At 35.5% G+C, this 24489-nt stretch carries 23 protein-coding genes; 12 read left to right on the plus strand and 11 right to left on the minus strand.

The window, feature by feature from the left end:
* The first annotated feature begins 90 nt into the window (after positions 1-90).
* The gene (locus CD172_RS07440; protein ID WP_103345956.1) at positions 91-597 is read left to right on the plus strand and encodes a YagU family protein; all 507 of its coding nucleotides are present in this window, start codon (positions 91-93) and stop codon (positions 595-597) included.
* Between the two features lie 257 nt (positions 598-854).
* Here CD172_RS07440 and groL read toward each other — a convergent pair whose 3' ends face one another.
* Positions 855-2474, minus strand: a complete 1620-nt coding sequence (gene groL, locus CD172_RS07445; RefSeq protein ID WP_103345957.1) for a chaperonin GroEL — start codon at positions 2472-2474, stop codon at positions 855-857.
* A 67-nt stretch (positions 2475-2541) separates the two neighbouring features.
* On the minus strand, positions 2542-2829 hold the full coding sequence (gene groES / locus CD172_RS07450; RefSeq protein ID WP_037566995.1) for a co-chaperone GroES: 288 nt from the start codon (positions 2827-2829) through the stop codon (positions 2542-2544).
* 170 nt (positions 2830-2999) lie between these two features.
* Here groES and mroQ point away from each other — a divergent pair, with 170 nt between their 5' ends.
* On the plus strand, positions 3000-3752 hold the full coding sequence (gene mroQ / locus CD172_RS07455) for an intramembrane glutamic endopeptidase MroQ (RefSeq protein ID WP_103345958.1): 753 nt from the start codon (positions 3000-3002) through the stop codon (positions 3750-3752).
* Between the two features lie 81 nt (positions 3753-3833).
* Here the strand turns inward: mroQ and CD172_RS12865 are convergent, their stop codons facing one another.
* Entirely contained in the window at positions 3834-4910 is a 1077-nt protein-coding gene (locus CD172_RS12865; RefSeq protein WP_199787344.1) for an SdrH family protein, read from the minus strand.
* 170 nt (positions 4911-5080) lie between these two features.
* Here CD172_RS12865 and CD172_RS07465 point away from each other — a divergent pair, with 170 nt between their 5' ends.
* From CD172_RS07465 to agrA, 5 genes are all read left to right on the plus strand, one after another.
* Positions 5081-5878, plus strand: a complete 798-nt coding sequence (locus CD172_RS07465) for a carbon-nitrogen family hydrolase (protein WP_103345959.1) — start codon at positions 5081-5083, stop codon at positions 5876-5878.
* Between the two features lie 647 nt (positions 5879-6525).
* Positions 6526-7089 carry an accessory gene regulator AgrB gene (locus CD172_RS07470; RefSeq protein ID WP_103345960.1) on the plus strand — a complete coding sequence of 188 codons (564 nt, stop codon included), beginning with the start codon at positions 6526-6528 and terminating at the stop codon, positions 7087-7089.
* Between the two features lie 2 nt (positions 7090-7091).
* Positions 7092-7226, plus strand: a complete 135-nt coding sequence (gene agrD, locus CD172_RS07475) for a cyclic lactone autoinducer peptide AgrD (RefSeq protein ID WP_103345961.1) — start codon at positions 7092-7094, stop codon at positions 7224-7226.
* A gap of 29 nt (positions 7227-7255) precedes the next feature.
* Positions 7256-8554, plus strand: coding sequence for a quorum-sensing sensor histidine kinase AgrC (agrC, locus tag CD172_RS07480; RefSeq protein WP_060551491.1), 1299 nt, complete (start codon positions 7256-7258; stop codon positions 8552-8554).
* 13 nt (positions 8555-8567) lie between these two features.
* A complete protein-coding gene (agrA, locus tag CD172_RS07485; protein WP_103345962.1) occupies positions 8568-9290 on the plus strand; it encodes a quorum-sensing response regulator AgrA in 723 nt (240 codons plus the stop codon).
* A gap of 67 nt (positions 9291-9357) precedes the next feature.
* Here agrA and CD172_RS07490 read toward each other — a convergent pair whose 3' ends face one another.
* The 4 genes from CD172_RS07490 to CD172_RS07505 form a co-directional block, all read right to left on the minus strand.
* On the minus strand, positions 9358-10848 hold the full coding sequence (locus CD172_RS07490; RefSeq protein ID WP_103345963.1) for a sucrose-6-phosphate hydrolase: 1491 nt from the start codon (positions 10846-10848) through the stop codon (positions 9358-9360).
* 352 nt (positions 10849-11200) lie between these two features.
* Positions 11201-11428: a sulfurtransferase TusA family protein gene (locus CD172_RS07495; RefSeq protein WP_060551494.1), complete on the minus strand. Its 228-nt coding sequence runs from the start codon at positions 11426-11428 to the stop codon at positions 11201-11203.
* 22 nt (positions 11429-11450) lie between these two features.
* Positions 11451-12536, minus strand: coding sequence for a YeeE/YedE family protein (locus tag CD172_RS07500; protein WP_060551495.1), 1086 nt, complete (start codon positions 12534-12536; stop codon positions 11451-11453).
* 182 nt (positions 12537-12718) lie between these two features.
* Positions 12719-13354 carry a redox-sensing transcriptional repressor Rex gene (locus CD172_RS07505; protein ID WP_037567012.1) on the minus strand — a complete coding sequence of 212 codons (636 nt, stop codon included), beginning with the start codon at positions 13352-13354 and terminating at the stop codon, positions 12719-12721.
* Between the two features lie 275 nt (positions 13355-13629).
* Between CD172_RS07505 and CD172_RS07510 the strand changes: the two genes are divergently transcribed.
* Positions 13630-15570: an ABC-F family ATP-binding cassette domain-containing protein gene (locus CD172_RS07510; RefSeq protein WP_103345964.1), complete on the plus strand. Its 1941-nt coding sequence runs from the start codon at positions 13630-13632 to the stop codon at positions 15568-15570.
* Positions 15571-15914: 344 nt separating this feature from the next.
* The gene (locus CD172_RS07515) at positions 15915-17546 is read left to right on the plus strand and encodes a MutS-related protein (RefSeq protein ID WP_209050355.1); all 1632 of its coding nucleotides are present in this window, start codon (positions 15915-15917) and stop codon (positions 17544-17546) included.
* A 16-nt stretch (positions 17547-17562) separates the two neighbouring features.
* Here CD172_RS07515 and tsaD read toward each other — a convergent pair whose 3' ends face one another.
* From tsaD to tsaE, 4 genes are read right to left on the minus strand one after another with little or no spacing between them, the layout of a single operon-like run.
* A complete protein-coding gene (gene tsaD / locus CD172_RS07520; protein ID WP_103345966.1) occupies positions 17563-18585 on the minus strand; it encodes a tRNA (adenosine(37)-N6)-threonylcarbamoyltransferase complex transferase subunit TsaD in 1023 nt (340 codons plus the stop codon).
* Positions 18582-19004, minus strand: coding sequence for a ribosomal protein S18-alanine N-acetyltransferase (gene rimI, locus CD172_RS07525; RefSeq protein ID WP_082624789.1), 423 nt, complete (start codon positions 19002-19004; stop codon positions 18582-18584). Before rimI ends, tsaD begins: the two co-directional genes overlap by 4 nt.
* Positions 19005-19015: 11 nt before the next feature.
* On the minus strand, positions 19016-19681 hold the full coding sequence (tsaB, locus tag CD172_RS07530; protein ID WP_103345967.1) for a tRNA (adenosine(37)-N6)-threonylcarbamoyltransferase complex dimerization subunit type 1 TsaB: 666 nt from the start codon (positions 19679-19681) through the stop codon (positions 19016-19018).
* The gene (gene tsaE, locus CD172_RS07535; protein WP_060551501.1) at positions 19674-20123 is read right to left on the minus strand and encodes a tRNA (adenosine(37)-N6)-threonylcarbamoyltransferase complex ATPase subunit type 1 TsaE; all 450 of its coding nucleotides are present in this window, start codon (positions 20121-20123) and stop codon (positions 19674-19676) included. The genes tsaB and tsaE overlap by 8 nt, the downstream gene beginning before the upstream one ends.
* Positions 20124-20550: 427 nt before the next feature.
* On the opposite strand from tsaE, the gene ilvD reads away from it, so the two are divergent.
* Genes ilvD through ilvN form a run of 3 tightly spaced genes read left to right on the plus strand, consistent with a single transcriptional unit; the run spans position 20551 to position 24481 of the window.
* Complete coding sequence (ilvD, locus tag CD172_RS07540; RefSeq protein WP_103345968.1) at positions 20551-22239, plus strand: dihydroxy-acid dehydratase; 1689 nt, start codon at positions 20551-20553, stop codon at positions 22237-22239.
* Between the two features lie 38 nt (positions 22240-22277).
* On the plus strand, positions 22278-24011 hold the full coding sequence (gene ilvB, locus CD172_RS07545) for a biosynthetic-type acetolactate synthase large subunit (protein ID WP_404829386.1): 1734 nt from the start codon (positions 22278-22280) through the stop codon (positions 24009-24011).
* Entirely contained in the window at positions 24008-24481 is a 474-nt protein-coding gene (ilvN, locus tag CD172_RS07550; RefSeq protein WP_103345970.1) for an acetolactate synthase small subunit, read from the plus strand. Before ilvB ends, ilvN begins: the two co-directional genes overlap by 4 nt.
* The last annotated feature ends 8 nt before the right edge of the window (positions 24482-24489 follow it).

Genomic DNA, 24489 nt, shown 5'->3' on the forward strand with positions numbered 1-24489 from the left:
ATTATATTAAGGTATATACTTTACTTGTATAAAAGATTTTAAGTTTAGACTGTTTTGATTCAAATTTAAAAATGAAAGAGGATGTTTCAAATGAAAGCAAAAGCATATCAAAATTGGGCAACTCTGCTTTGGGCAAGTATCATTGGTGGACTTTTATCTGGAATTGTTAAATTAGGATGGGAAGTGATGTTTCCACCAAGAACACCGGCGAGAGACGCTACGAATCCGCCACAACAATTACTTCAATTGTTTGGATTACCTTCTGATATCACACACCTCACTTATGAATTTTCTGAACATGCGCTGCCCTGGGTGAGTTTTATTGTACATTACAGTTTTTCAATTGTTATCGCAATTATTTATATTTTTCTAGCAACTAAATATACAAAAATCACACTAGGTTATGGGGCATTATTTGGTATTTTCATTTGGATAGCATTTCATCTAGTCATCATGCCAGTGATGCATGTCGTTCCTAGTCCACTTCAACAACCGGCTGCTGAACATATTTCCGAGTGCTTTGGACATATTGTGTGGATGATGGTCATTGAAATGGTAAGACGTTATTTTGCATATAGCCCTAGACTAAAATCGTGATGATGCATATGCGCCATCATATGAGAATAACAGACAAATGCACTTAAAAATTTTCAATTTACTAGATAATCACTCTTGTGTTTGTATTCATTAATCAAACTAAAAAGACGCCCTCCAAAAGTTTAGTCAACTTATGGAAAGCGTCTCTTTGAAATTATTGACCGTTTAGTTTAACTGAACTGAACGGTTTATGTTTTGCGATTTTTGATGCCTTTTCAATGCACCCAAACCTTATCAAAACAATAGCTACAGCTATTTTACATCATACCAGGCATGCCACCCATTTGAGGAGCATCATCGCCTTTTTCCTCAGGGATATTCGCCACAACAGCTTCAGTTGTTAAGAACATCGCTGCAACACTTGCTGCATGTTGTAATGCTGAGCGTGTCACTTTCGTCGGGTCAACGATACCCGCTTCTAACATGTTTACCCATTCATTTGTAGCCGCATTGAAACCAACCCCTGGGTCAGCATTTTTCATGCGTTCAACAATAACAGAACCTTCAAGGCCTGCATTTTCCGCAATTTGACGTACTGGCGCTTGAAGTGCTTTTAGAACAATATTTATACCTGTCGCTTCATCACCTTCAGCATCAATGTCGCTAACTTGTTGGTATACGTTCATAAGTGCTGTACCACCACCAGCAACAATACCTTCTTCAACAGCAGCACGCGTTGAGTTTAAAGCATCTTCAATACGTAATTTACGTTCTTTTAATTCAGTTTCTGATGCTGCACCGACTTTAATAACGGCAACACCACCTGCTAATTTAGCAAGACGCTCTTGTAATTTTTCACGGTCGAAGTCAGAGTCAGTTTCTTCGATTTGAGCCTTAAGTTGGTTTACACGCGCATCGATATTAGTAGGGTCACCATCTCCATCAACTACAGTTGTGTTATCTTTAGTAACTTCAACTTTACTTGCAGTACCTAACATATCAATAGTTGCTTCCTTAAGTTCAAGTCCTAAATCATCTGTAATCACTTGAGCACCCGTAAGTATAGCTAAATCTTCTAACATTGCTTTACGACGATCACCAAAGCCAGGTGCTTTTACGGCAACTGCTGTGAATGTGCCACGCATACGGTTTAATACTAAGTTTGTTAAAGCGTCCCCTTCAACTTCGTCAGCAACGATAAGAATCGGGCGATTGGATTGAACAATTTGTTCTAATAATGGAAGGATGTCTTGGAAAGAAGAGATTTTCTTATCAGTAATTAATATATAAGGTTTCTCTAATTCCGCAGTCATTTTATCTGAATCAGTTACCATATATGGTGATTGATAACCACGGTCAAATTGCATCCCTTCAACAACATCTAATTCTGTATTAAATCCACTTGATTCTTCAATGGAAATAACACCGTCATTACCCACTTTTTCCATTGCTTCAGAAATGTAACGTCCCACTTCTTTATCTGCAGCTGAAATAGAACCAACTTGAGCAATTTCTTCTTTATTTTCCACTTTTTGAGAAATATTGTGTAAAGCTTCTATAGCAACCGCCACAGCTTTATCAATACCTTGACGAATACCTACAGGATTTGCACCACTTGTCACGTTTTTCAAACCTTCTTGTATCATTGCTTGCGCGAGAACCGTTGCAGTTGTTGTACCATCACCGGCAATTTCATTCGTTTTGTTAGCAACTTCTTGAACAAGTTTTGCCCCCATATTTTCATATGGATCTTCAAGTTCAATTTCTTTTGCAATTGTAACACCATCGTTAGTAATTAATGGTGCTGTAAATTCTTTATCTAAAACAACATTACGACCTTTAGGTCCAATTGTTACTTTAACTGCATTTGCTAGTTTATCTACACCACGTAGCATTGCTTGACGTGCATCTTCTGAAAACTTTAATTCTTTTGCCATTCTGTCAAACCTCCATCGTTGATTTCATATTTTAAATGAATAGTTATCGATTCATGAGTGATCTATATTATTCTTCAATAATTGCTAAAATATCTTCTTCAGTTAAGATAAGATAAGTGGTTTCGCCTCGCTTCACTTCTGTACCAGCATATTGTTGGAACACAACACGATCGCCAACACGCACTTCTAATTCAACGCGTTGACCATTATCAAGTATGCGTCCAGTACCTACAGCGACTACTTCGCCCTCATTAGATTTCTCTTTTGCAGAATCTGTTAATACAATACCGCTTTTAGTTGTTTGTTCTCTTTCTTTCTTTTCAATAACAACGCGGTTTCCAATTGGTTTTAACATGTGTTGTTGCCTCCTTAGGTTGATGCATTATTTAGCACTCACTACTTCTAAGTGCTAATCTACCATTTATAATAATCAAAGTTAGTCAAAACTTCAAGTATTACGATTAGGTTAATTGTATCGCAAGGTGTGATAGGATATGATAAGAATACTTGGAAAGGAGGTAAATTATGAATCGAATTCTTGTTTCAATATTAACTGTTGTGTTCTATGTGATTGCTCAATTCGCTCCAGCGATATTAAATAAATTACATCTGTTACCATCAACTGCACATCAGTTAGATCAAATGAAACAACTTATACATATTCAATTAATAGGTTTTATTATTGTCGCTATAGTGATTATCGTAATGCATTGGTATGTTAAAAACCCATTACAACTCGAATTAGGTAAAAGAGAGCCTAAGCGTTATGTAATCCCTTGGATTATCGCTGGACTTGGCATTGTTTTCATAACTCAAATTATCGTTAATGTCATCACTGTATTTGTACTAGGACATCAGCAAGCGAGCGAAAATACGTTGCGTTTAATGAAAATCGCTCGACAAATGCCTGTATTCTTTTTATTAATTACGATAATTGGTCCATTGTTAGAAGAGTTTGTATTTAGAAGGGTATTATTTGGAGAATTGTACCAACTTCTAAAAGGATCAAAAGCCATTCGTTTTATCATTGCTAGTGTAATAAGTTCTGCCATCTTCGCAGTGGCACATATGGACTTTTCACATTTCTTACCCTATTTTGTGATGGGAATCATCTTTTCAGGCTTTTACTGTTATACGAAACGCTTAAGTGTAGCGATAGGAATTCATATGGCTCAAAACGGTATTGTTGCTTTAATACAATTTTCTTTACCTGAAAAACTGGTTGAAGAATCTTTGAAACAAACACAATTCATATATCATATGATTTCGCTACTATAAGCGGTTTCGTAATAATACTCGCACGAATATATCAAATTACTTTAAAAATAAACGACTCCCCTCATCCTAGGGAAGTCGTTTTTAATTCATTTTTCTAATTCTTTTCCATATCACGATACTAAAAGCCACAATAAAAATGATACTTGCCAAACCTACACCCATATATTTAATTAAACTTAAATTTCCATGGTTTCCTATATTTTGTTTGCCTTGTTGTTGCGCTTCTAGATTTTCACCATTTTGATTAATTTCACGAACTTTATCTTCATTTTGATGATTTAAAAATGATTTACTAAATAACCTTTTACGATTATCATTCGATCCGAATTCCCCTGACATCAACGCCAACATATTACGATCTAAAAGTTGATAATATTTGTCTGAGGTTAAAGGATTAAAATTTGCAACAGAAAACGCATTGCGTTTCGTCTCATTTTGAGATTGTGACAACAACTGATTTTGATAGGGATTCAGCATATTATTGTCTCGATTAAAGTTAGACCCATTTCCTCCACCTGTGGCAACCTCATTACCTTCTGGACGGTTTGAACCTGGTTGGGTTGGCACAGATTGAGTGTTATTACCTGGTTTAGATGGCTGCCCACGGTCACCCCCTGGATGAGATTCATCTGAATTCCCTTGTGTAGGTCCATCTGGTTTAGGTGGCGGGGCCGGTTGTTCAGTCGAAGGTTCTTCTGTTGATGGCTGTTCAGTTGATGGTTCCTCCGTCGATGGTTCTTCTGTTGACGGTTCTTCTGTTGATGGCTGTTCTGTCGTTGGTTCCTCCGTCGATGGTTCTTCTGTTGACGGTTCTTCTGTTGATGGCTGTTCGGTCGATGGTTCCTCTGTTGATGGCTGTTCTGTCGTTGGTTCCTCCGTCGATGGTTCTTCTGTTGACGGTTCTTCTGTTGATGGCTGTTCTGTCGTTGGTTCCTCCGTCGATGGTTCTTCTGTTGACGGTTCTTCTGTTGATGGCTGTTCTGTCGTTGGTTCGTCTGTTGATGGTTGTTCGGTAGTCGAATTTGTCTCATTCGTTTGCGGTGAGGTTATAGCAATCGTTGTATCCGTCAAAGTATTGGGCACACAATATAACGTTCCAAGTGTCAATAATGTGATACATGTTCCACTTATCACGCGCCTCGTTTTTAATTTATTCAACCCAAACACCTCCTTAACGTTTATGTCAAACCTAGTATAAACAATTGTTACCTTAAATACCACCCTATAAACCTTATGTCTCACTTCCCCGCTCTGTCATCAATCATATTTTGATACACCACTGTTATTTTAGTACAATAATAGCAACTATGGACATGGGGGAATTTCATATGAAAGTTCAAATTTTACAATTTAACGTCAAACCACAATTACCAAATGAAAATGCAAAAAAAATCACCCAATTATTTTCCGAAAATGTAAGTACTGATACTGATGTGGTAGTATTACCTGAAATGTGGAATAACGGATATGCTTTATCCTCGTTAAATCAATGTAGTGATAAAAACCTAGATCAATCTCTAACATTCATACAGTCTTTAGCACATCAATATAATGTAGATATTATTGCAGGTTCTGTATCAAATCGTGTTAAAGAAAACATTTATAACACCGCATTTGCCGTAAACCGTGAAGGTCACAAGATTTATGAATATCATAAAATTCATTTAGTACCTATGTTAAATGAACCACAATTTTTAGATGCAGGTGAACATGTACCTTATACTTTTACATTAAGTAACAATACGCCTGTTTCTCAAATCATTTGTTATGATTTGCGCTTCCCTGAATTAACACGTTATCCTGCAGCTAATTGCGCACAAATAATGTTTTATGTCGCGCAATGGCCAGAAGTACGTCAATCACATTGGACAAAACTTTTACAAGCAAGAGCAATTGAAAATGATATGTTTGTAGTTGCCGCAAATACGTGCGGTTCTGATGGAGTAACAACGTTTGCCGGACATTCAATGGTCATTAATCCAAATGGAGATATTTTAGAAGAAGCGGAACATGAAGAAACTGTACTAACAGTAGAGCTTGATTTAAAAGAAGTTGAACAACAACGAAAAAACATTCCAGTTTTCGATAACTTACGACCAGATATATATCAATATTTCCACATATAAAAAAGGCGAGCTTGGGAGGGGCTCGCCTTTCAATTTAATATTAAGGGAATGTTTATTTGTTTACAGTTATTCTATTTAATTAATTGGGGATGTTATTAATTATGAAAAAATTTAGTGAATTTACCGATTATTAAATGTTTACAATAGTCTCAATATAGAAACCTGACTTTTAAGCTTCAATTACTAATGGAAAAAGATTTTTAGCATTTGGGAGAATGATTACTTCTTAGTGAATTTTTGTACAGTTTCAGCAATTAACTTAATGAATGCGATAATTGTGTTAATGATATCTCCTGCCATAGTAAAGCACCTCCTCATTAATAAGTATTCCAAGACTTAAGAGTTGCACTTGTGAAGTAAGCTGAGCGAAGAATACAACACGCTGTGCATTAATAAACACTTAGGTATCACAAGGGCGTAATACCGAACCACTTAATGTGATTATGGTTATATTAAAACATGTGTATCGCCTCTTGTGTGAAGTAGTGCCCAGATTGTCCATTTGTATGCTTAAATGTACCGTTTCTGTATTAATTTTTGATGAATTCTACATTAAAATTACAGTTAGGAACAATAAAACGACAGTTAGGCAAAAAACAGAATAATGATTTAGTTGTACTTTATAATATTGAGTAAGGGGGAAAGCCATGAGAATCGTTGATACAGCAATTGACAATCTAGCATTAAAGCTTCAGAAAAAACAAAACCTAGATCACATTGAATATCTCAAAGTGCGCCTAGGCATCCAAGTGTTCATCATTAATCTCTTCAAAGGCATCGTAACTTACGGTCTGGCTATCCTTCTTAATATCATTTTATACACACTCACTGTTCACTTAGCGTATTTCATTTTAAGACGCTTCTCACACGGAGCCCATGCGAAAACATCATTATTATGTCATGTTCAAAACATTATTTTCTTTATATTTTTACCATGGTTAATAGTTAAATATGACATACCATTCTGGTTTATGTTATTCTTAACTATACTAGGATGGTTGATTGTATTAAAGTATGCTCCCGCAGCAACACGCAAACAACCAATCAAATTAGAACGTAAGAAATCATTGAAGATTAAATCATTACTAGTAATTTCAATTTATGTAGTGATGGTTTTATTCGTTCCACAACCATTCAATTTTTTAATTGCATATGGCGCATTTTTACAAGCTTCAACATTATTACCAATATTTTTCCCTAAGGAGGAATAATCATGGCATTTTTTGATACTTTATTAAACCTAGTTACAATATCATTTAAATCATTAGGTAACTTTGCCAAAATTAACCCATGCACTGTTTTTTTTGATGAACCAGAAGTCCCTGAAGAGCTAAGACAAGGCGAATAATTTATTTTTTAAGAGAGTGTGTATAAAAGTTGGAATCACTAAGTTACATTTTCATTGGAGTTTTCCAAACTTTTGTTTTTTTCATGGTTGTTAATATAATAATTATTGAAAAAATCAAATATAATCTTTGGGATTACATCTCGCTTTTATTAGGAGTCGTAGTCCCTTCTACTGTTTTATTTATCCTTTATGATAGACAAAGTTTATTAGCCTTAGTAATCGGCTACTTAGTTTTCTTTTATTACAAAAAGAAAATTATTGGTTTAATAGCAGTTTTATCAAGTGTACTTCTATTAGTAGTATGTGATTTTTTCGCCACATGGTTTTACTATTATATTAAAGGGTTAACCCTACTGCCTACAATACAGTATATAATTTATGCTTTTGTGTTCACATTTATAGCGATAATTACATCATTGGTAGTAAGATTACTCATGATTAAATTAAAGTATACATGGTTATATGTTAATAAAGTTTATTTAGTTACATTAATGATTTGTCTATTAACATTCTTTCTAGCTATGTTTTACTTTTTACCTGATTATGTTGCTTCCGTTGCAGAATTTAAAATAATCGGATTTTTTTACTTTACATTTGTAGCTATTTTTATCGCAATACTTTTATTGGTAACTATTACAACTTCTCGAGAAATTAATTATCGTAGAAGTCAACAAGAGATTGAAGATTATTATAATTATACGCTGCGCGTTGAACAAGTAAACAATCGCATGCGAAAGTTTAGACATGATTATATTAATATTTTATCCACGATGTCAGAGTATTTGCGTGAGGATGATTTGGAGGGCCTTAAAGCATATTATAATAAACACATTAGTCCTCTTAAAGATCATTTTGAAGCAAATACGTTGAAATTAAATGGTGTGGAAAATTTAAAAGTCAAAGAGATAAAAGGTGTTATCACTACAAAAATTTTGCAAGCTCAAGAACGTCAAATTGAAATAAGTGTTGAAGTCGCTGATGAAATTAATGAAATCAACATGGAAATGATTGATTTAAGTCGTATTCTAGGCATCATTATGGATAATGCGATAGAAGCTTCTATGAATCTTGAAACTCCTATGATCCAAATCGCATTTATTAAAACTGAACAATCCGTGTTAATTATTATTATGAATAAAGCACCTGACAATCTTCCGAAATTACATACGTTGTATCAAGAAGGCTTCTCAACGAAAGGTAAAAACAGAGGATTAGGGTTATCCACCTTAAAAGAAATTACAGATAGTAAGGATAATGTCTTTTTAGAAACAACAATTGAAAATCATTATTTCATTCAAAAATTAGAAATCATGAATAACGATGCGTAAGGATGTGACCCGTTTGAAAATTTTAATTTGTGAGGATGACCCTAAACAAAGAAAACGAATGGAATCCATCATTCAGAATTACATTATGATTGAAGAAAAGCCTATGGAAATTGAAATTTCTACTAGTGACCCCTATGCGTTACTTGAGGCATCCAAAAATATGACTGATATTGGTTGTTATTTTTTAGACATCCAATTGGAATCAGATATTAATGGTATTAAGCTTGGTAGCGAAATTCGAAAACATGATCCTGTAGGTAATATTATTTTTGTAACCAGTCATAGTGAATTAACCTATTTAACTTTCGTGTATAAACTTGCAGCAATGGATTTTATTTTTAAAGATGACATTGATGAGTTACGTACGAGAATTATTGATTGTCTCGAAACAGCACTTAAGCGGTTAGATTTATTAACAAAGGATAACACAGTAGAAACAATGGAATTAAAACAAGGCAGTAATTCTGTCTATGTTAACTATGATGATATTATGTTTTTTGAATCTTCACCTAAGTCACATCGTTTGATTGCACATTTAGATAATCGTCAAATTGAATTTTATGGTAATTTAAGAGAGCTCACACAAATTGATAGTCGTTTTTTTAGATGTCATAATAGTTTTGTGTTAAATCGACATAACATTACGCATGTTGACGCTAAAGAGCGCATTGTTTATTTTAAAAATGAGGAATTTTGCTATGTGTCTGTAAGAAATATAAAAAAAATCAAAAAATAACGTTGTTTTATCAACAGTCAAATGCCTGAATCAGTTATCGCACGATAACCGATTCAGGCATTTTAATTTAGTCTTCAATTTGTTTTTTTATATCATATTTAGTCAATTTTAAGTATACTTGACCAGAGTCTGTGACAACTTTTATTTTATTGGCATCTTTAGATGGAAAAATTCGTGAAGATAACACTTTCTCACCCTCATTACAGAATATTTCAATACTTGAAGTATCCACAAATATTCTAAGTTGAGAAAGCTCTGATTTTAGTTGCGCTACTCGTGCTGTTCCCTCTACTGGATGCGGTAATTTTCCACTATCAAACCGATCTAAAATCACTTGTTGTGTTTTCGACTCATAACGAATTACTGTAGCTTCATGTTTTGAGGCTCTTAAGTGAAATTCAATGGCAGATGCCTCATTTTCAAGAATATCTATAATGAGTTCATATTGCTCACCTTCGTATGGGTGTAACTGTTTAATAAATTTATTTGCATACCCTAACGCAGTTTCTTTATTTTGGCGTAACTTTCGTAAATCCATATGCGGTTTCTGTTTTAATTCTCCCGACTCCAACGTTAAAATTCTTGGCACAGTTAAGCAATGCGCCCATCCTTCATCATCCGTTGGGTACTCTGTATCTGGAAGCCCCATCCATCCGATTAGAACACGTCGCTTTGCTTCATCTAAAAATGTTTGTGGTGCATAAAAATCAAATCCATCATCTAATTCAACGAATGACTCATGTTCGAATGTTAAAGTTTCAAAGTTCAGATGGCCTACTAAATAACCACTTTGATAAACATTTTGATAAGCGTTATCTTCTGAATCTATACCTTGCGGGCAAAATAACAAAATATCTTTACCATTAAGTTGGAAATAATCCGGGCATTCCCACATGTAGCCAAATGATTTTAATTGTGAGTCGATTTCACCTAAAAATGTCCATGGCTTCTCTGGATGTGATGTTCGATACATTAAAACCGTACCTGTAAGATTTTCTCTTTGCGCACCTATTAATGCATAAAGATACCCTTCTCTTTGAAACACTTTGGGATCTCTGAAATGGTGTGTATATCCTTTAGGTGGCCCACTAATAATCGGCGTATCGAATTTAATGACATCTCCGTGACTATTCACTTTGGCAAGCATTTGACAACTGCGTCTTTCCCATGAAGCCGTACGGTGATTCGCTGTATACATATAATATAGTTGATTTTGAAATTGGAAAGCACTACCACTATATACACCGTGACTATCAAACGTCGTATCAGGTTTTAATATTGGACCACATGGTTTTAAATTCACTAAATTCTTGCCGGTATAATGAAACCAATATTTTAAACCATGAACAGCGCCTAATGGAAACCATTGATGTGATAAATAGTATTGCCCCTGATAATAGATTAATCCATTGGGATCATTAAGTAATCCTGTTTCAGGTTGAATATGAAATACTTGTCGATACGGAGAGGCTTGAACGCGTTCTCTAAGATCATTGATTACTTTAGCATCCACATCCTCTAGCTTTTGGTAACGTTTTTCCCGGCTCCATTGTTCCATTGGAATTCTTTTCCTCCTTTAAAATTTGCGGTAAAATGTTTAAATTTTAATTCCATATTAAAACCGCTTCTATGATGAGTGATACGTAGCGTTTCTCACCAAAGTACTTTTTATGTATATTTCCTAATTTTATCTCAACTTTCTTAGACTAAACTATCAAAAACTAGTTTCTTTATATATCATACTGAGGCACGATTTCACTTTTGAAAACTAAACCAATTACGGTTAAGTCAGTTTGTGAATTTATTATCTCTTTGTTATTTTATCACACATCGGCCTTGAAACTTTATCAATTTTTATGAAAAAACCGATTAAATCCCATATCATATAGGATTTAATCGGTGTCTCAAAATCACTTGGCTTTTTGAACCGTAATCGTCCAAGAAGCATCTCCTACTTGCTCATAATTTGTCACAGGATAACCGTTTTCAGCAGCCCAATTAGGAATTGCTTCTGTTGCCTGTGTACAATCAAAATCGATTTTCAATTCATCCCCCAACGGTAATTCTTGCATTTTCTTTTGCGCTTCAATCAATGGAAATGGACATACCATTCCTACTGTTCCTAATTCATGTACCATTTTAATTCCTCCTACAATTTATCTATTGTGATACACTGACTGTTTTCGATTGGATAGATTGACGTTGTTGTGCCACTTTCATAGGGCGCACAAACATAAAATAACTCATGAACCAAGTTCCAAAAATCATAAATGCCAGTCCAATCCAACCTTGCCATGATAGAGCTGCAGTTGCTACTAATCCATTACCAATAGAACAGCCACCTGCTACTGCTGCACCAAAGCCCATGCACATTCCGCCTATAGCGCTATTACGTATCGTTTTTTTATCGGGTAAACGCCACGCAAATTCTTTTGAACCTCTAGCTGCAATATAAGAGCCAAAAAAGATGCCAATAACTAAAAATACACCCCAGTCAACTACTGAAATATCACCTGTAGTTAAAAACATCACTATATTGGAAGATGGCGTTGTGATGCCTAACCCACCTTGACGACCTGTTGATTCTGACATTGGCCATGCAATAAGTGCAATTAGACCAACTGCAATAGCAGCAATAAAAGGATGGAACCGTTTTTCAAATAAAATATGACGCAATCCTGAATATTTTTGTTTTAGCTGTGGCACTGCAATTTTGGGTTTTGGTTTTCTTAATGTTTTAATCACGAAAAACAACGTAACAGTGACTAATATGATTAAGAAAATCCAGTTTGGAATACCTGTAGATTGAGCCATATCTGCATTAGCAACCGTTTTACTATTGAGCGCATTCATGAGTGGTGCTAAAAGACCATTTTTTGTAATAGCTGCAAATAAACCATACATCACAAGTGCAATCCAACTACCTATTAATCCTTCACCTGCACGGTAATATGTCCCTGTAGCACATCCACCCGCTAAAATAATACCGACACCAAATATAAAAGAGCCGATTACTGTGCCTATAATTGGAAACGTTTCATTTGCTATTGTGATAACACCCATTACGTTGAGAATATATATGCCAATTGCTTGAATCGCTATGGCAATGAGCAATGCATAAAACATCTTATTATTTTTCTGAACGTACATATCTCTAAACCCTCCAGTAAGGCAAAAACGTGTACGTTGCATTACAAATCCAAGTAGTACCCCTACTATAAGACCACTTACTATAGTCCAAATCATACATACCTCTCCTATCCCGATTATTATGATAAGAATTATAGCAAATACACATTTTTTATCAAGGGGTTGAATTAAAATAAAAAAGATCAAAGCGACAGACGCTTCGATCTCCAATTTCATATTCATAGATCATTGCTGTTGAAATGCAATCGGCACCATGATGTGATGGTGCTTATTTACATTTACCCATAATTTTTCATAAAAAATAACAAGGATTGTAGTTCGACACCTAAATCGATTTGATGCACTTGCACATCATTAGGTACTTGAACAGGTGATGGAGTAAAATTTAAAATACCTTTCACACCTGCGTCTACAACTTTATCAGTAACACTTTGTGCAACTTTGATAGGTGTCGCAATAATAATTACTTCTAAGGCTTGATCTTGAATGACTTTTTTCATTTCATCCATAGATTTCACTGTGACATCCCCAATTTTAGTACCCACGATTTCAGGATCTATATCAAATGCTTCAGTAATAAACATATCATCATGTATCGGGAAGTTGAAAGAAATTAAAGCTTTACCTAAATGACCAACACCAACAACACCTATTTTAATTAAATCAGCATCACTTAGCTCTGATTTAAAAAATTCTAATAAACTGTCGATATTGTAACCATAGCCTTTTTTTCCAAGTTCACCAAAGTATGAAAAATCACGTCTAATCGTGGCGGAGTCTATACCAAGACCCTCACTAATTTCTTTAGAGTTGACACGTGAAGCCCCTTTAGATTTGAGACTATTTACAAAACGATAATATAACGGTAAACGTTTCAGCGTCGCACGTGGAATTTTATTTAATTCTTTAGTCATTTTCGTTCCTCCATCTTTTGCATACCATTTCAGGTCGCACACTCAAAGTTATATGAGCTATAACAACTTTAAAAATATTTTATAATAAAAAGATTTATCTACTTTATTTTGTATAAATAACTGCAAATACATTATGACTTAATATTGTTTTGTTAAAAATTTCACCTACTTTTATTCATTTTCATTATAACTTAAAACCGCTTTTAAAGGAACATAATCTATTTGAACCCCTTCTACTTTGTTGTACAATAATGAAGAATGAAAGGAGCTTTAACATGATACTAATGCAATTAAGTCAGCTCTCGAAATCATTTGACGGTGAAGAGATTTTTAGTCATGTCAATTTTGAAGTCCAAACGGGTGAACGCATAGGCATCGTTGGGCGTAACGGTGCCGGAAAATCGACATTGATGAAAATCATTGCTGGTGTCGATGATTACGACAGCGGACATATCTCTAAAATTAAGGGTTTAAAGATTGGTTATTTAACACAACAGATGACATTAAATACAAATAATACTGTTTTTGATGAAATGGCAAAACCTTTTAAAGAAATTGAGGCAATTGCACAAAAGATGCAATTAGAAACAGATTGGTTGAGTACACACGCGGAAGACTATGAAAGTCAAGCTTACCAAGAGCACCTTAATCGTTACGAAGCATTATCTAACCAGTTCGAACGCATGGAAGGCTATCAATATGAAAGTAAAATTAAAACGGTTTTAAATGGGCTGAAATTTTCAGAAGACGATTATTATCGCCCCATAAACGATTTTAGTGGCGGCCAAAAAACGCGTTTGTCACTTGCACAAATGCTACTCAGCGAACCTGATCTTCTTCTATTAGATGAACCGACCAACCATTTAGATATGGAAACTACAGAGTGGTTAGAAGATTATTTGAAATATTTTAACGGCGCAATTGTCATCATTTCACATGACCGCTTCTTTTTAGATAAGATTGTTACACAAGTTTATGATGTTGCACTTGGTGAGGTGAAACTTTATAAAGGGAACTATGCGAAATATGTCCAATTACGTGATGCATATTATGAAAAACGCATGGCCGAATATGAACATCAACAAGCTGAAATCAAACGTCTCGAAACATTTGTAGATAAGAATATTACACGCGCTTCGACGAGTGGCATGGCTAAAAGTCGTCGTAAAATGTTAGAAAAAATGGCACGTATTGAAAAGCCATTACTGGATGCTAAAAGTGCAAACATTCAATTTGATTTTGATAGAAACACCGGTAATGACGTGATGTATATTCAAAATCTTGAAATTGGTTATCACAGCCCCATTACCGCACCTATCTCTTTTGAAATTACAAAAGGTGATCGTATTGCTGTGATTGGTCCAAATGGCGTTGGAAAATCTACCCTCATTAAGACATTAGCACAAAAAATCACCTCTCTTAGCGGCAAAATTCAAATGGGTTCAAATTTAAAAATTGGTTACTATGATCAGAAACAAGCAGAGTTTAAGTCAAATAAAACGATATTAGATTATGTGTGGGATCAATATCGACACATGCAAGAAAAAGATATTCGAGCAGTCTTAGGGCGCTTCCTATTTACGCAAGAAGAAGTAAAAAAAATCATCAATGATTTATCTGGCGGTGAAAAAGCACGTCTACAACTCGCACTTCTTATGTTAGAACGCAATAACGTGCTCATCCTTGACGAACCAACCAACCATTTAGACATTAATTCCAAAGAAATGTTAGAGCAAGCTTTAGCGCATTTTGAGGGCACGCTCATATTTGTTTCTCACGACCGTTATTTCATTAACGCATTAGCGAATAAAATATTTAGTTTAGATGCAGATGGTGGTCAATTTATTCAAGGGAATTACGCTTATTATTTAGAAAAAGTAGCACAACAAAAAGCTTTAGAAGCACACCAAAATCATTCTGTAACTTCTGAGAACGTATCAAAAGATTCGGCTTCTACTGATTATCAAGACCAAAAAACAATAAGACGAGAAAAACGTAAACTTGAACGTCAAATCGAAGAATATGAGGCGCGCATAGCAACGTTTGAAGGTCAAATAGAGCATTTAGATATTCAAATGGCTTCAGAAGATATTATCAATGATTATGAAGAAACATCACGACTTGCAAATGAACGTAGCACCATCGAACAAAACTTAGAACATACGATGTTACAATGGGAAGAATTACAACATAAGTTAACTGAATATGACATTTAACGACATGTATCGGAGTATAATTTTATACTTCGATATTTTTTGTCTTCACATATTATAGACAGAACCCGTAATTTCAAAACCAATAGATTCAACTGTCCACAAAGTTATCCTAGTTATCCACATTTTATATCAATAACAAACCCCCTCTTACCCACAGTTTATCCACTACAAATATTCTAAATGGCACTTTTTTATACACAAGTTGTTAACAAGTTGTGCATAAGTACGCATGTTCTCTATTGACTTTTCAGCTTCTATCACCTTTACTTGTGTTTTGATAAATGAATAATTAAAATATAGTGTATATTTATATTATTCTATGACATTAAGGGAGTACTTTTATAATGACTGACTTCATATTTTTAATGATTTTAATTATTGGGATGATTACCGTAGTCATCGGTACAGAAATCTATCAAAAAATTCAGTTCCGTAAGTCTATTGCAGCACATTTAAAATACCGTTTTAAATTTGATGATATAGAGCGATCATTTGCTTTTTACGATACCTACTACAAAAAATATACTGATTTAACTGGACAAGATGAATCTCCCTTAATTTGGGTAGATAATAAAACTTGGTCAGATTTAAATATGCTTGATATGTTTAAGGCATTAAATTACACCTATACATCGGTAGGCGAAAATCACTTATATCATGTTTTAAGGCTTCAATCCTCGCTATCGCATTACTCAATTTGGAAGTCTATTAAAGAAAACACAGCATTTCATCATAAACTTGTGATGTTACTCGCTAAATTAGGTAAACAAACTTATCCTAATTATGATTGGCAATCTTACCAATATCGTTTTCATCCAATTTATTATGTGTTGTCGTTTTTGCCTATACTCTCTATTTTATTAGGTTTGTGGCACATTGAGTTAAGTATTATAGCTTTACCTATTTCATTATGCATTAACTATATAGTCAGTTTGCGGTTTAATCATTATGTCGATAGAGATGTAGACAGTTTATTCTTCACTGGTCGCATTATCCATACAACGAATAAACTCAATCAATTACAGCTTACCCCTAACTTTGAGCATGATTTGGACAAACTCAACCAAGTAAATCGATGGCGATTTTTGCTTCTAAAAGCGCAGACGATTCCAGGTTACATTGTCTTATTAATTAAATATATGTTTTTAATTGATATTCACTTATACCACATGCTAGTTAAACGATTTAAAATGAATCACGAAACAATCCATGCATGCTATCGTTATGTCGGTGAAATCGATGCTTTATTAGCTGTTGATCAATGGCGCCATCATCAAGCTTATTGTACGACGCCATCTGTTAGTAAAAACTTCCATTTTACGTCATTAGTTCACCCACTTGTCAATGAAGCTGTACCAAATGACTTTGATTTTGATTATAATGTCTTGTTAACGGGTTCAAATGCTTCAGGTAAGTCTACATTTATGAAAGCCACAGCGATTAATTTAATTTTAGCGCAAGCAATTAATACAGTGACTGCTGAACAATTCGAATTTCAACCTGGTATCGTCAAAACAGCAATGGCAAATGCGGATGATGTACTTACAGGTGATAGTTACTTTATGGCAGAAATAAAATCTTTAAAACGCTTATTAAACATTCACCCTAAATCACCACATTATTATTTTATTGATGAAATATTTAAGGGTACCAATACGGCAGAACGTATCGCAGCTTCCACAGCTGTTTTGGAATACTTATCTCAATTTCATCAATTAAAAATGATTGCAGCAACACATGATATTGAACTTACATATACGTTAGATGCACATTTTAAGAATTATCATTTCAATGAACAAATATATGAAGACGCCATTCATTTTGACTATAAAATTAAAGAAGGTCCTGCAAATACACGTAATGCATTGGAACTGATACGCATAATGAAATTTCCAGCTGAAATTTATACACAAGCTCAACAATATGTTTCATCATTTGAAGCATCAAAACAAAACCGCCCAACAGATTCAAAATAATCTGTTGGACGGTTTTTTATGATCGATACATTTCAATATCCATTTGACTTTTTCCATTCAAATCTAAATCAGCGACGATGCCTTTTTGATAAATGTGGTAAGCAGCCGCACCAATCATTGCAGCATTATCTGTACATAATGAGGCTTTAGGAATCGTAAGAGTAATGCCTCTATCAGAAGTTGCTTTAAGTAACGCAGATCTTAAACCACGATTACTAGCCACGCCTCCAGCAACGATAAGTTGATTCACTTGGTAAGCCTCACATGCTTTAATGGCCTTCCCTACGAGTACTTCTACAACACTGTTTTGAAAACTTGTTGCAACATTTTGAGGGATGGGCGTTTCCCCTTTTTGCTTTAAGTTATGCAATTTATTAATCACCGCACTCTTTAATCCACTAAAACTAAAATCATAACTATCCGTTTCTAACCACACACGCGGAAAAGCATACGTATCTTCTCCTTCTTGTGCTAAACGATCAACATGAGGACCCCCTGGATATGGTAAACCAATTGTACGTGCCACTTTATCATAAGCTTCACCAACAGCATCGTCACGTGTCTCACCAATGATTTCAAAATCCAAATGATCTTTCATATAGACAAGTTCTGTATGACCACCTGAAACGATTAAAGCAATCAGCGGAAACGTTAAAGTGCCTTCTAATTGATTCGCATAAACATGTCCTGCAATATGATGCACAGGTATGAGGGGTTTTTGATGGGCAAAAGCCAATGCTTTAGCTGCATTCACGCCCACAAGTAACGCACCTATTAACCCGGGGCCTTGTGTCACTGCAATTGCGTCGATGTCATCCATCGTACAGGAAGCATTTTGAAGCGCATCTTCAATCATAAGTGTCATGTTTTCAACGTGATGTCTACTCGCAACCTCTGGTACTACACCACCAAATCGTTTATGACTATCGATTTGACTCAATACACTGTTGCTAATGAGCTGTGTGCCATTATCTATCACACTTACACTGGTTTCATCACAACTCGTTTCAATCGCTAAAATTCTAACGTTTTGCGTCATTTTAATGTCACCCACATCACTAAAGCATCTTCTCCTTCTCCATAATAATTTGCGCGACGTCCTCCAAATTCAAATCCTAGTTTTTGATAAATGTGTTGCGCGACTTTATTTTCAACACGCACCTCAAGACTCATCATGTTCGCTATGTGTGCGCTGTAAGTCATTACATATTCAAGTAATAGTTGTCCTAATCCATAACCACGATACATTGGTTTCACAGCAATGGTTGTAATCTGAGCCTGATCAACGACAATCCAAACACCTAAATAAGCAATAATTTCACTTTCATATTCCATTACAAAATAGTGGGCAAAGTTATTTTCATTCAATTCATGATAAAAAGCATCACGCGTCCATGAACTATCATTAAAACTGATACGTTCAATTTCAAAAACTGCGTTCACATCTTCACTCGTCATACGACGAATATTTAATTGCTGTTTGATTGTTGATTCATCCAATTTTGTTCCGCCTCCGATAATTTTAGGTAAGATGGGACAAATGTATGAACATCGACTGGTTGACCTTTTAGAAAATACATTTGATGTGCTTGGGGTAAATTGGAAACCGTTGAAAATTGTTCGAGTTCACCCTCAAATTGCTCTGTATCTTCCCCCACAAAGACAACGTTGTCCATTGATGCTACTTTAGTGATTAATGATGCCAATTCAATATATTGATCATCAATCACACATGTTAATGAATCGTTGTGCCATTGATATACTCCCGCAAAAACAAAACCTCGACGCGCATTAAATATCGGTACAATCGTTGCTGATTTATCATCTACTGTTGCTGCAAGAGCACTTAATGAAGATACACCATACAGTGGTATATTCAATGTATAAGCAAGTGTTTTGGCAGTGGTAACACCGATTCTTAATCCTGTATATGAACCCGGGCCTTGCGCAACAATAATCGCGTTTAAATCTTTAGGTTCTAACTTCACTTTATCAAGTAATTCTTTTATTGTCGGCATCAGTTGTATGGAATGATTTCTTTTTTCGGCTGTCGTTTTAGACGCCAATACGTCATCATTTTTCATGACTGCCACTGATAAAGGCTGATTAGAGCTATCCAATAACAAACTAATCATGTTCTAGCGCCTCCTTCACTTGTTCAAAATGAACACCCGCAGCATCTATGTCAATCGTTCTCGTATTTTCATCAATGACGTGAATCGTTAACCTTAAAAAGTGACTTGGTAAGTATGCTTCAATGAACTGGCTCCATTCAATCATCGTAATGGCATCATCTTCAAAATATTCATCGAACCCTAAATCTTCATCGGAGTCTTCTAGACGATAACAATCCATATGATGAAATGCCAACTGACTACCTTGATAAGATTTAATGATATTAAACGTAGGTGAATTGATTGTACGTTTAACCCCTAACGCTCGGCCTACCATTTGACTTAACGTTGTTTTACCGGCGCCAAGATCACCTTCTAATAAAATAACATCGCCCGATGTTAATAGTGACGTGAGTTTCACTGCAAACTGTTGTAAGTCATCTAAATTATTTATCTTGATCATTAGTTCTCTCCTGATTGGATTTACTTATCTATTGTAACAAATTTTTTAACGTCTGACTGTACCGAGTTATTTTGAGAAAGTATAAATAAATTTTCAGAAATTTCAAATTTATGATTGACAACGTTATTTGGATAAGGTAAATTAGGTACATGAATTTTTAGATAATTCTATCAATTTAAAATATTGAATATACACACTCATTCAAGGAAGGAGCACATCAATATGACATTCACACCATATAATGCTAAACAACAATTAAATATTATTGTCTTATTAATGTGCTCAGGACTGGAGTATTAGTGATTTAATTTACTAATGACTTAAGTCCTATTTCTAATTGAATGGGACTTACAAAATGCGTCCCAATTATCAATTGGGGCGCATTTTTTATTTTTTATCCTTTTATCAATATTTAGGAGGTCATTCCATGAGAAGTGACATGATTAAAAAAGGTGATCAACAAGCACCAGCGCGAAGTTTATTACACGCTACAGGACAAATTCAATCCCCTACTGATATGAATAAACCATTTATTGCGATCTGTAATTCATATATTGATATCGTTCCCGGACATGTGCATTTAAGAGAGTTGGGTGATATCGCTAAAGAAGCAATTCGAGAAGCTGGTGGCATTCCTTTTGAATTTAATACGATTGGTGTAGATGATGGTATTGCGATGGGTCATATAGGGATGCGTTATTCCTTACCTAGTAGAGAGATTATCGCAGATGCTGCTGAGACTGTAGTAAACGCACATTGGTTTGACGGTGTGTTTTATATACCTAATTGTGACAAAATCACACCTGGTATGTTGCTTGCTGCAGTTCGAACAAATGTACCTGCTATATTTTGTTCGGGCGGTCCAATGAAAGCAGGATTATCATCTCAAGGGAAAGCTTTGACATTATCCTCTATGTTTGAAGCTGTTGGCGCTTATAAAGAAGGTACGATGACAAAAGAAGAATTCTTAGAAATGGAACAAAACGCTTGTCCAACATGTGGTTCATGTTCAGGCATGTTTACAGCTAATTCCATGAACTGTCTCATGGAAGTACTAGGTCTGGCATTACCATTTAATGGAACGGCGTTAGCAATTGGAGATGAACGACGTCATTTAATTCGTAAAGCAGCCAAACAACTTGTTGAAAATGTTAAGAATAATCTTAAACCTAGAGATATTGTGACAAGAGAAGCCATAGATGATGCTTTTGCCTTAGATATGGCTATGGGCGGTTCAACTAATACTGTATTACATACATTAGCAATCGCCAACGAAGCTGGTATCGATTATGACCTCCAACGTATTAACACAATTGCTAAAAAAACACCTTATCTTTCAAAAATCGCCCCAAGTTCATCCTATTCAATGGAAGACGTGCACAATGCAGGTGGCGTACCAGCTATTATCAATGAACTTCTTAAGAAAGATGGCGTATTACATCCTGACCGAATTACTGTCACAGGACAAACCTTACGTGAAAATTATGAAGGACATAAGATTTCAAACCATGAAGTCATTAGACCGCTTGATCGTCCTTATGATAAAGAAGGTGGATTATCTATTTTATATGGCAACATTGCGCCAGACGGTGCAGTCATTAAAGTTGGCGGCGTTGATCCTTCGATTAAAACATTTAAAGGTAAAGCGATTTGTTTTGATAGTCATGATGAAGCTGTTCAAGCCATCGATAACCATACCGTACGCGCTGGTCATGTTGTTGTGATTCGTTATGAAGGACCTAAAGGTGGGCCAGGAATGCCAGAAATGTTAGCTCCGACATCATCCATTGTCGGACGAGGTTTAGGTAAAGATGTCGCATTGATTACAGACGGACGCTTTTCAGGTGCCACACGTGGCATTGCAGTGGGTCATATTTCTCCAGAGGCTGCTGCTGGAGGCCCTATCGCCTTAATTGAAGATGGAGATGACATATCGATTGATTTAGTACAACGACAAATTGAAGTCCACATTGATGAAGTGACATTAGAACGTCGTCAGAAGCTGTTAAAACCTTTTAAAGCTAAAGTTAAAACTGGCTATCTCGCACGCTATACAGCCCTAGTGACAAGTGCGAATACAGGTGGTGTGATGAAAGTACCAGAAGATTTACTTTAAACATGGAGGGATGACTTATGACTAGTGAAAAAGAAGTAATGGTACCTACAGATGATGCAGTACAAGGTTTAAATCCAGAATTAGAACCGAAATCACCCAAATCAGGCTCAGAATTATTAATTGATACACTGATTGAAGAAAATGTTGAGTATATTTTTGGATACCCAGGTGGTGCTGTACTTCCACTTTATGATTCGATTTATGAAGACCGGATCCCGCACATTTTATATAGGCATGAACAAGGTGCTGTACATGCTGCAGAAGGCTATGCTCGTGTAAGTGGAAAACCAGGTGTTGTAGTTGTCACAAGTGGGCCAGGTGCCACGAATACGTTGACAGGTATTGCTGACGCTTATAGTGATTCACTACCGTTAGTAGTTTTTACGGGCCAAGTTGCCACAGCTGGAATTGGTAAAGATGCGTTTCAAGAAGCGGATTTACTTTCAATGACTACACCAATTACTAAACATAATTATCAAGTAAATGATGTTAAAGACATCCCTAAAATTGTAAAAGAGGCATTTTATATCGCAAATTCAGGTAGAAAAGGACCTGTTGTCATTGATTTTCCAAAAGATATTGGAATTTTAGCAACAGATAAGACAAATGACGCGACTGTTCTAACGCCTGGCTATGAGGTGAATCATACGCCAAGGTCTGAGGATATTCAACAGGTCCTCGATTATTTAAAAGAGGCGCAAAAACCACTCGTTTTAGCTGGTGCAGGCGTTAACTTTTCAAAAGCGAATCATTTATTACAAACTTTTGTAGAACGTCATCAAATCCCTGTCGTTACAACCCTTCATGGATTAGGAGCAATCCCCTACGAACACCCACTGTTTCTTGGAATGGGAGGCATGCATGGCTCATATGCCAGTAATATGGCAATTACAGACTGTGACCTTCTTATCAATTTTGGGTCCAGATTTGATGATCGCCTAGCAAGCCAACCTGAGACATTTGCTCAAAACGCTACAATCGTTCATGTCGATATTGACCCTTCTGAAATCAATAAAGTCATTGACACTGATTTAGGTATTGTAGCGGATGTTAAAGCAGTGATTGAAGCATTATTACACCACCCAACCCGTGTATCTACATACGATACATGGATAAACCAAATAGCCCAATATAAGGCAAAACATCCATTTAAATATCTGAAGGATGTAGACACGCAGTTTTGCAAACCCCAACGCGCCATTGAATATATCGGAAAAATCACAAATGGCAAAGCCTATGTCACAACTGACGTAGGACAACATCAAATGTGGGTTGCACAATTTTATCCTTTTAACACACACGGACAATTCATTACTAGTGGTGGTTTAGGAACGATGGGATTTGGCATTCCCGCAGCCATCGGTGCTCAATTTGCAAAACCAAATGATACTGTAGTGGCATTTGTAGGTGATGGTGGTTTTCAAATGACCAATCAAGAACTTGCACTTCTTAAAGCGTATCAATTGAACATTAAAGTTGTACTTATAAATAACGGTACATTAGGAATGGTGAGACAATGGCAAGATAAATTTTTCAAACAACGTTTTTCACACTCTGTATTTAATGAGCAACCTGATTTTATTAAATTAGTTGAAGCTTATGGTATAAAGACGTTTTTAATCGATGACCCTCTCCAATTAGAGCAAACCCTCGAAGCCGCATTTCGCTATGATGGTCCTGCTTTTATTGAAGTGAGAATCTCACCTGCAGAACCTGTATTACCGATGGTTCCTAGTGGTAAAGCGAATCATGAAATGGAGGGATTGTTATGAGACGCACTTTTAAATTAAAAGTATTCGATAAGGCAGGCACATTAAATCGACTTACAAGTATTTTTGTACGTCGACAATTCAATATCGTCAATATTGCTGCAAGCCCTACGCGTGAAGAAGGATTAACTGAAATAACATTTGTAGCAGAAGTGCCTAATGAACAAGTTACACGGACAATCATTCAACAATTAAAAAAACAAATCAACATTTTAACTGTTGAAGACATCACGGATACCAATACATTTAATCGTGAATTGCTCTTAGTGAAATTGAAAGCACCCTCAAATATCTCAAAAATCAATGCGTTAATAGCCCCTTATGATGCGCTAGTTACTATTTTAAAAGAAGATAACGAGCACATTTATTTACAAGTGGCAGGACCACAATATACGTTAGACCATCTTTTAGAAGATCTATCATCATTAGAAATTAAGCAAGTTTCTCGCTCAGGAACTGCTGGCATTGTATGAAAAAACAA

The organism is Staphylococcus agnetis (assembly GCF_002901865.1).
In the GTDB taxonomy this organism is placed as follows: domain Bacteria; phylum Bacillota; class Bacilli; order Staphylococcales; family Staphylococcaceae; genus Staphylococcus; species Staphylococcus agnetis.

Excerpts from the sequence above, each read along its gene's own strand:
- CD172_RS07440 (WP_103345956.1), top strand. The coding sequence starts at position 91 with ATGAAAGCAAAAGCATATCAAAATTGGGCAACTCTGCTTTGGGCAAGT.
- groL (WP_103345957.1), bottom strand. The coding sequence starts at position 2,474 with ATGGCAAAAGAATTAAAGTTTTCAGAAGATGCACGTCAAGCAATGCTA.
- groES (WP_037566995.1), bottom strand. The coding sequence starts at position 2,829 with ATGTTAAAACCAATTGGAAACCGCGTTGTTATTGAAAAGAAAGAAAGA.
- mroQ (WP_103345958.1), top strand. The coding sequence starts at position 3,000 with ATGAATCGAATTCTTGTTTCAATATTAACTGTTGTGTTCTATGTGATT.
- CD172_RS07465 (WP_103345959.1), top strand. The coding sequence starts at position 5,081 with ATGAAAGTTCAAATTTTACAATTTAACGTCAAACCACAATTACCAAAT.
- CD172_RS07470 (WP_103345960.1), top strand. The coding sequence starts at position 6,526 with ATGAGAATCGTTGATACAGCAATTGACAATCTAGCATTAAAGCTTCAG.
- agrD (WP_103345961.1), top strand. The coding sequence starts at position 7,092 with ATGGCATTTTTTGATACTTTATTAAACCTAGTTACAATATCATTTAAA.
- CD172_RS07490 (WP_103345963.1), bottom strand. The coding sequence starts at position 10,848 with ATGGAACAATGGAGCCGGGAAAAACGTTACCAAAAGCTAGAGGATGTG.
- CD172_RS07495 (WP_060551494.1), bottom strand. The coding sequence starts at position 11,428 with ATGGTACATGAATTAGGAACAGTAGGAATGGTATGTCCATTTCCATTG.
- CD172_RS07500 (WP_060551495.1), bottom strand. The coding sequence starts at position 12,536 with ATGATTTGGACTATAGTAAGTGGTCTTATAGTAGGGGTACTACTTGGA.
- CD172_RS07505 (WP_037567012.1), bottom strand. The coding sequence starts at position 13,354 with ATGACTAAAGAATTAAATAAAATTCCACGTGCGACGCTGAAACGTTTA.
- CD172_RS07510 (WP_103345964.1), top strand. The coding sequence starts at position 13,630 with ATGATACTAATGCAATTAAGTCAGCTCTCGAAATCATTTGACGGTGAA.
- CD172_RS07515 (WP_209050355.1), top strand. The coding sequence starts at position 15,915 with ATGACTGACTTCATATTTTTAATGATTTTAATTATTGGGATGATTACC.
- tsaD (WP_103345966.1), bottom strand. The coding sequence starts at position 18,585 with ATGACGCAAAACGTTAGAATTTTAGCGATTGAAACGAGTTGTGATGAA.
- rimI (WP_082624789.1), bottom strand. The coding sequence starts at position 19,004 with ATGACGAGTGAAGATGTGAACGCAGTTTTTGAAATTGAACGTATCAGT.
- tsaB (WP_103345967.1), bottom strand. The coding sequence starts at position 19,681 with ATGATTAGTTTGTTATTGGATAGCTCTAATCAGCCTTTATCAGTGGCA.
- tsaE (WP_060551501.1), bottom strand. The coding sequence starts at position 20,123 with ATGATCAAGATAAATAATTTAGATGACTTACAACAGTTTGCAGTGAAA.
- ilvD (WP_103345968.1), top strand. The coding sequence starts at position 20,551 with ATGAGAAGTGACATGATTAAAAAAGGTGATCAACAAGCACCAGCGCGA.
- ilvB (WP_404829386.1), top strand. The coding sequence starts at position 22,278 with ATGGTACCTACAGATGATGCAGTACAAGGTTTAAATCCAGAATTAGAA.
- ilvN (WP_103345970.1), top strand. The coding sequence starts at position 24,008 with ATGAGACGCACTTTTAAATTAAAAGTATTCGATAAGGCAGGCACATTA.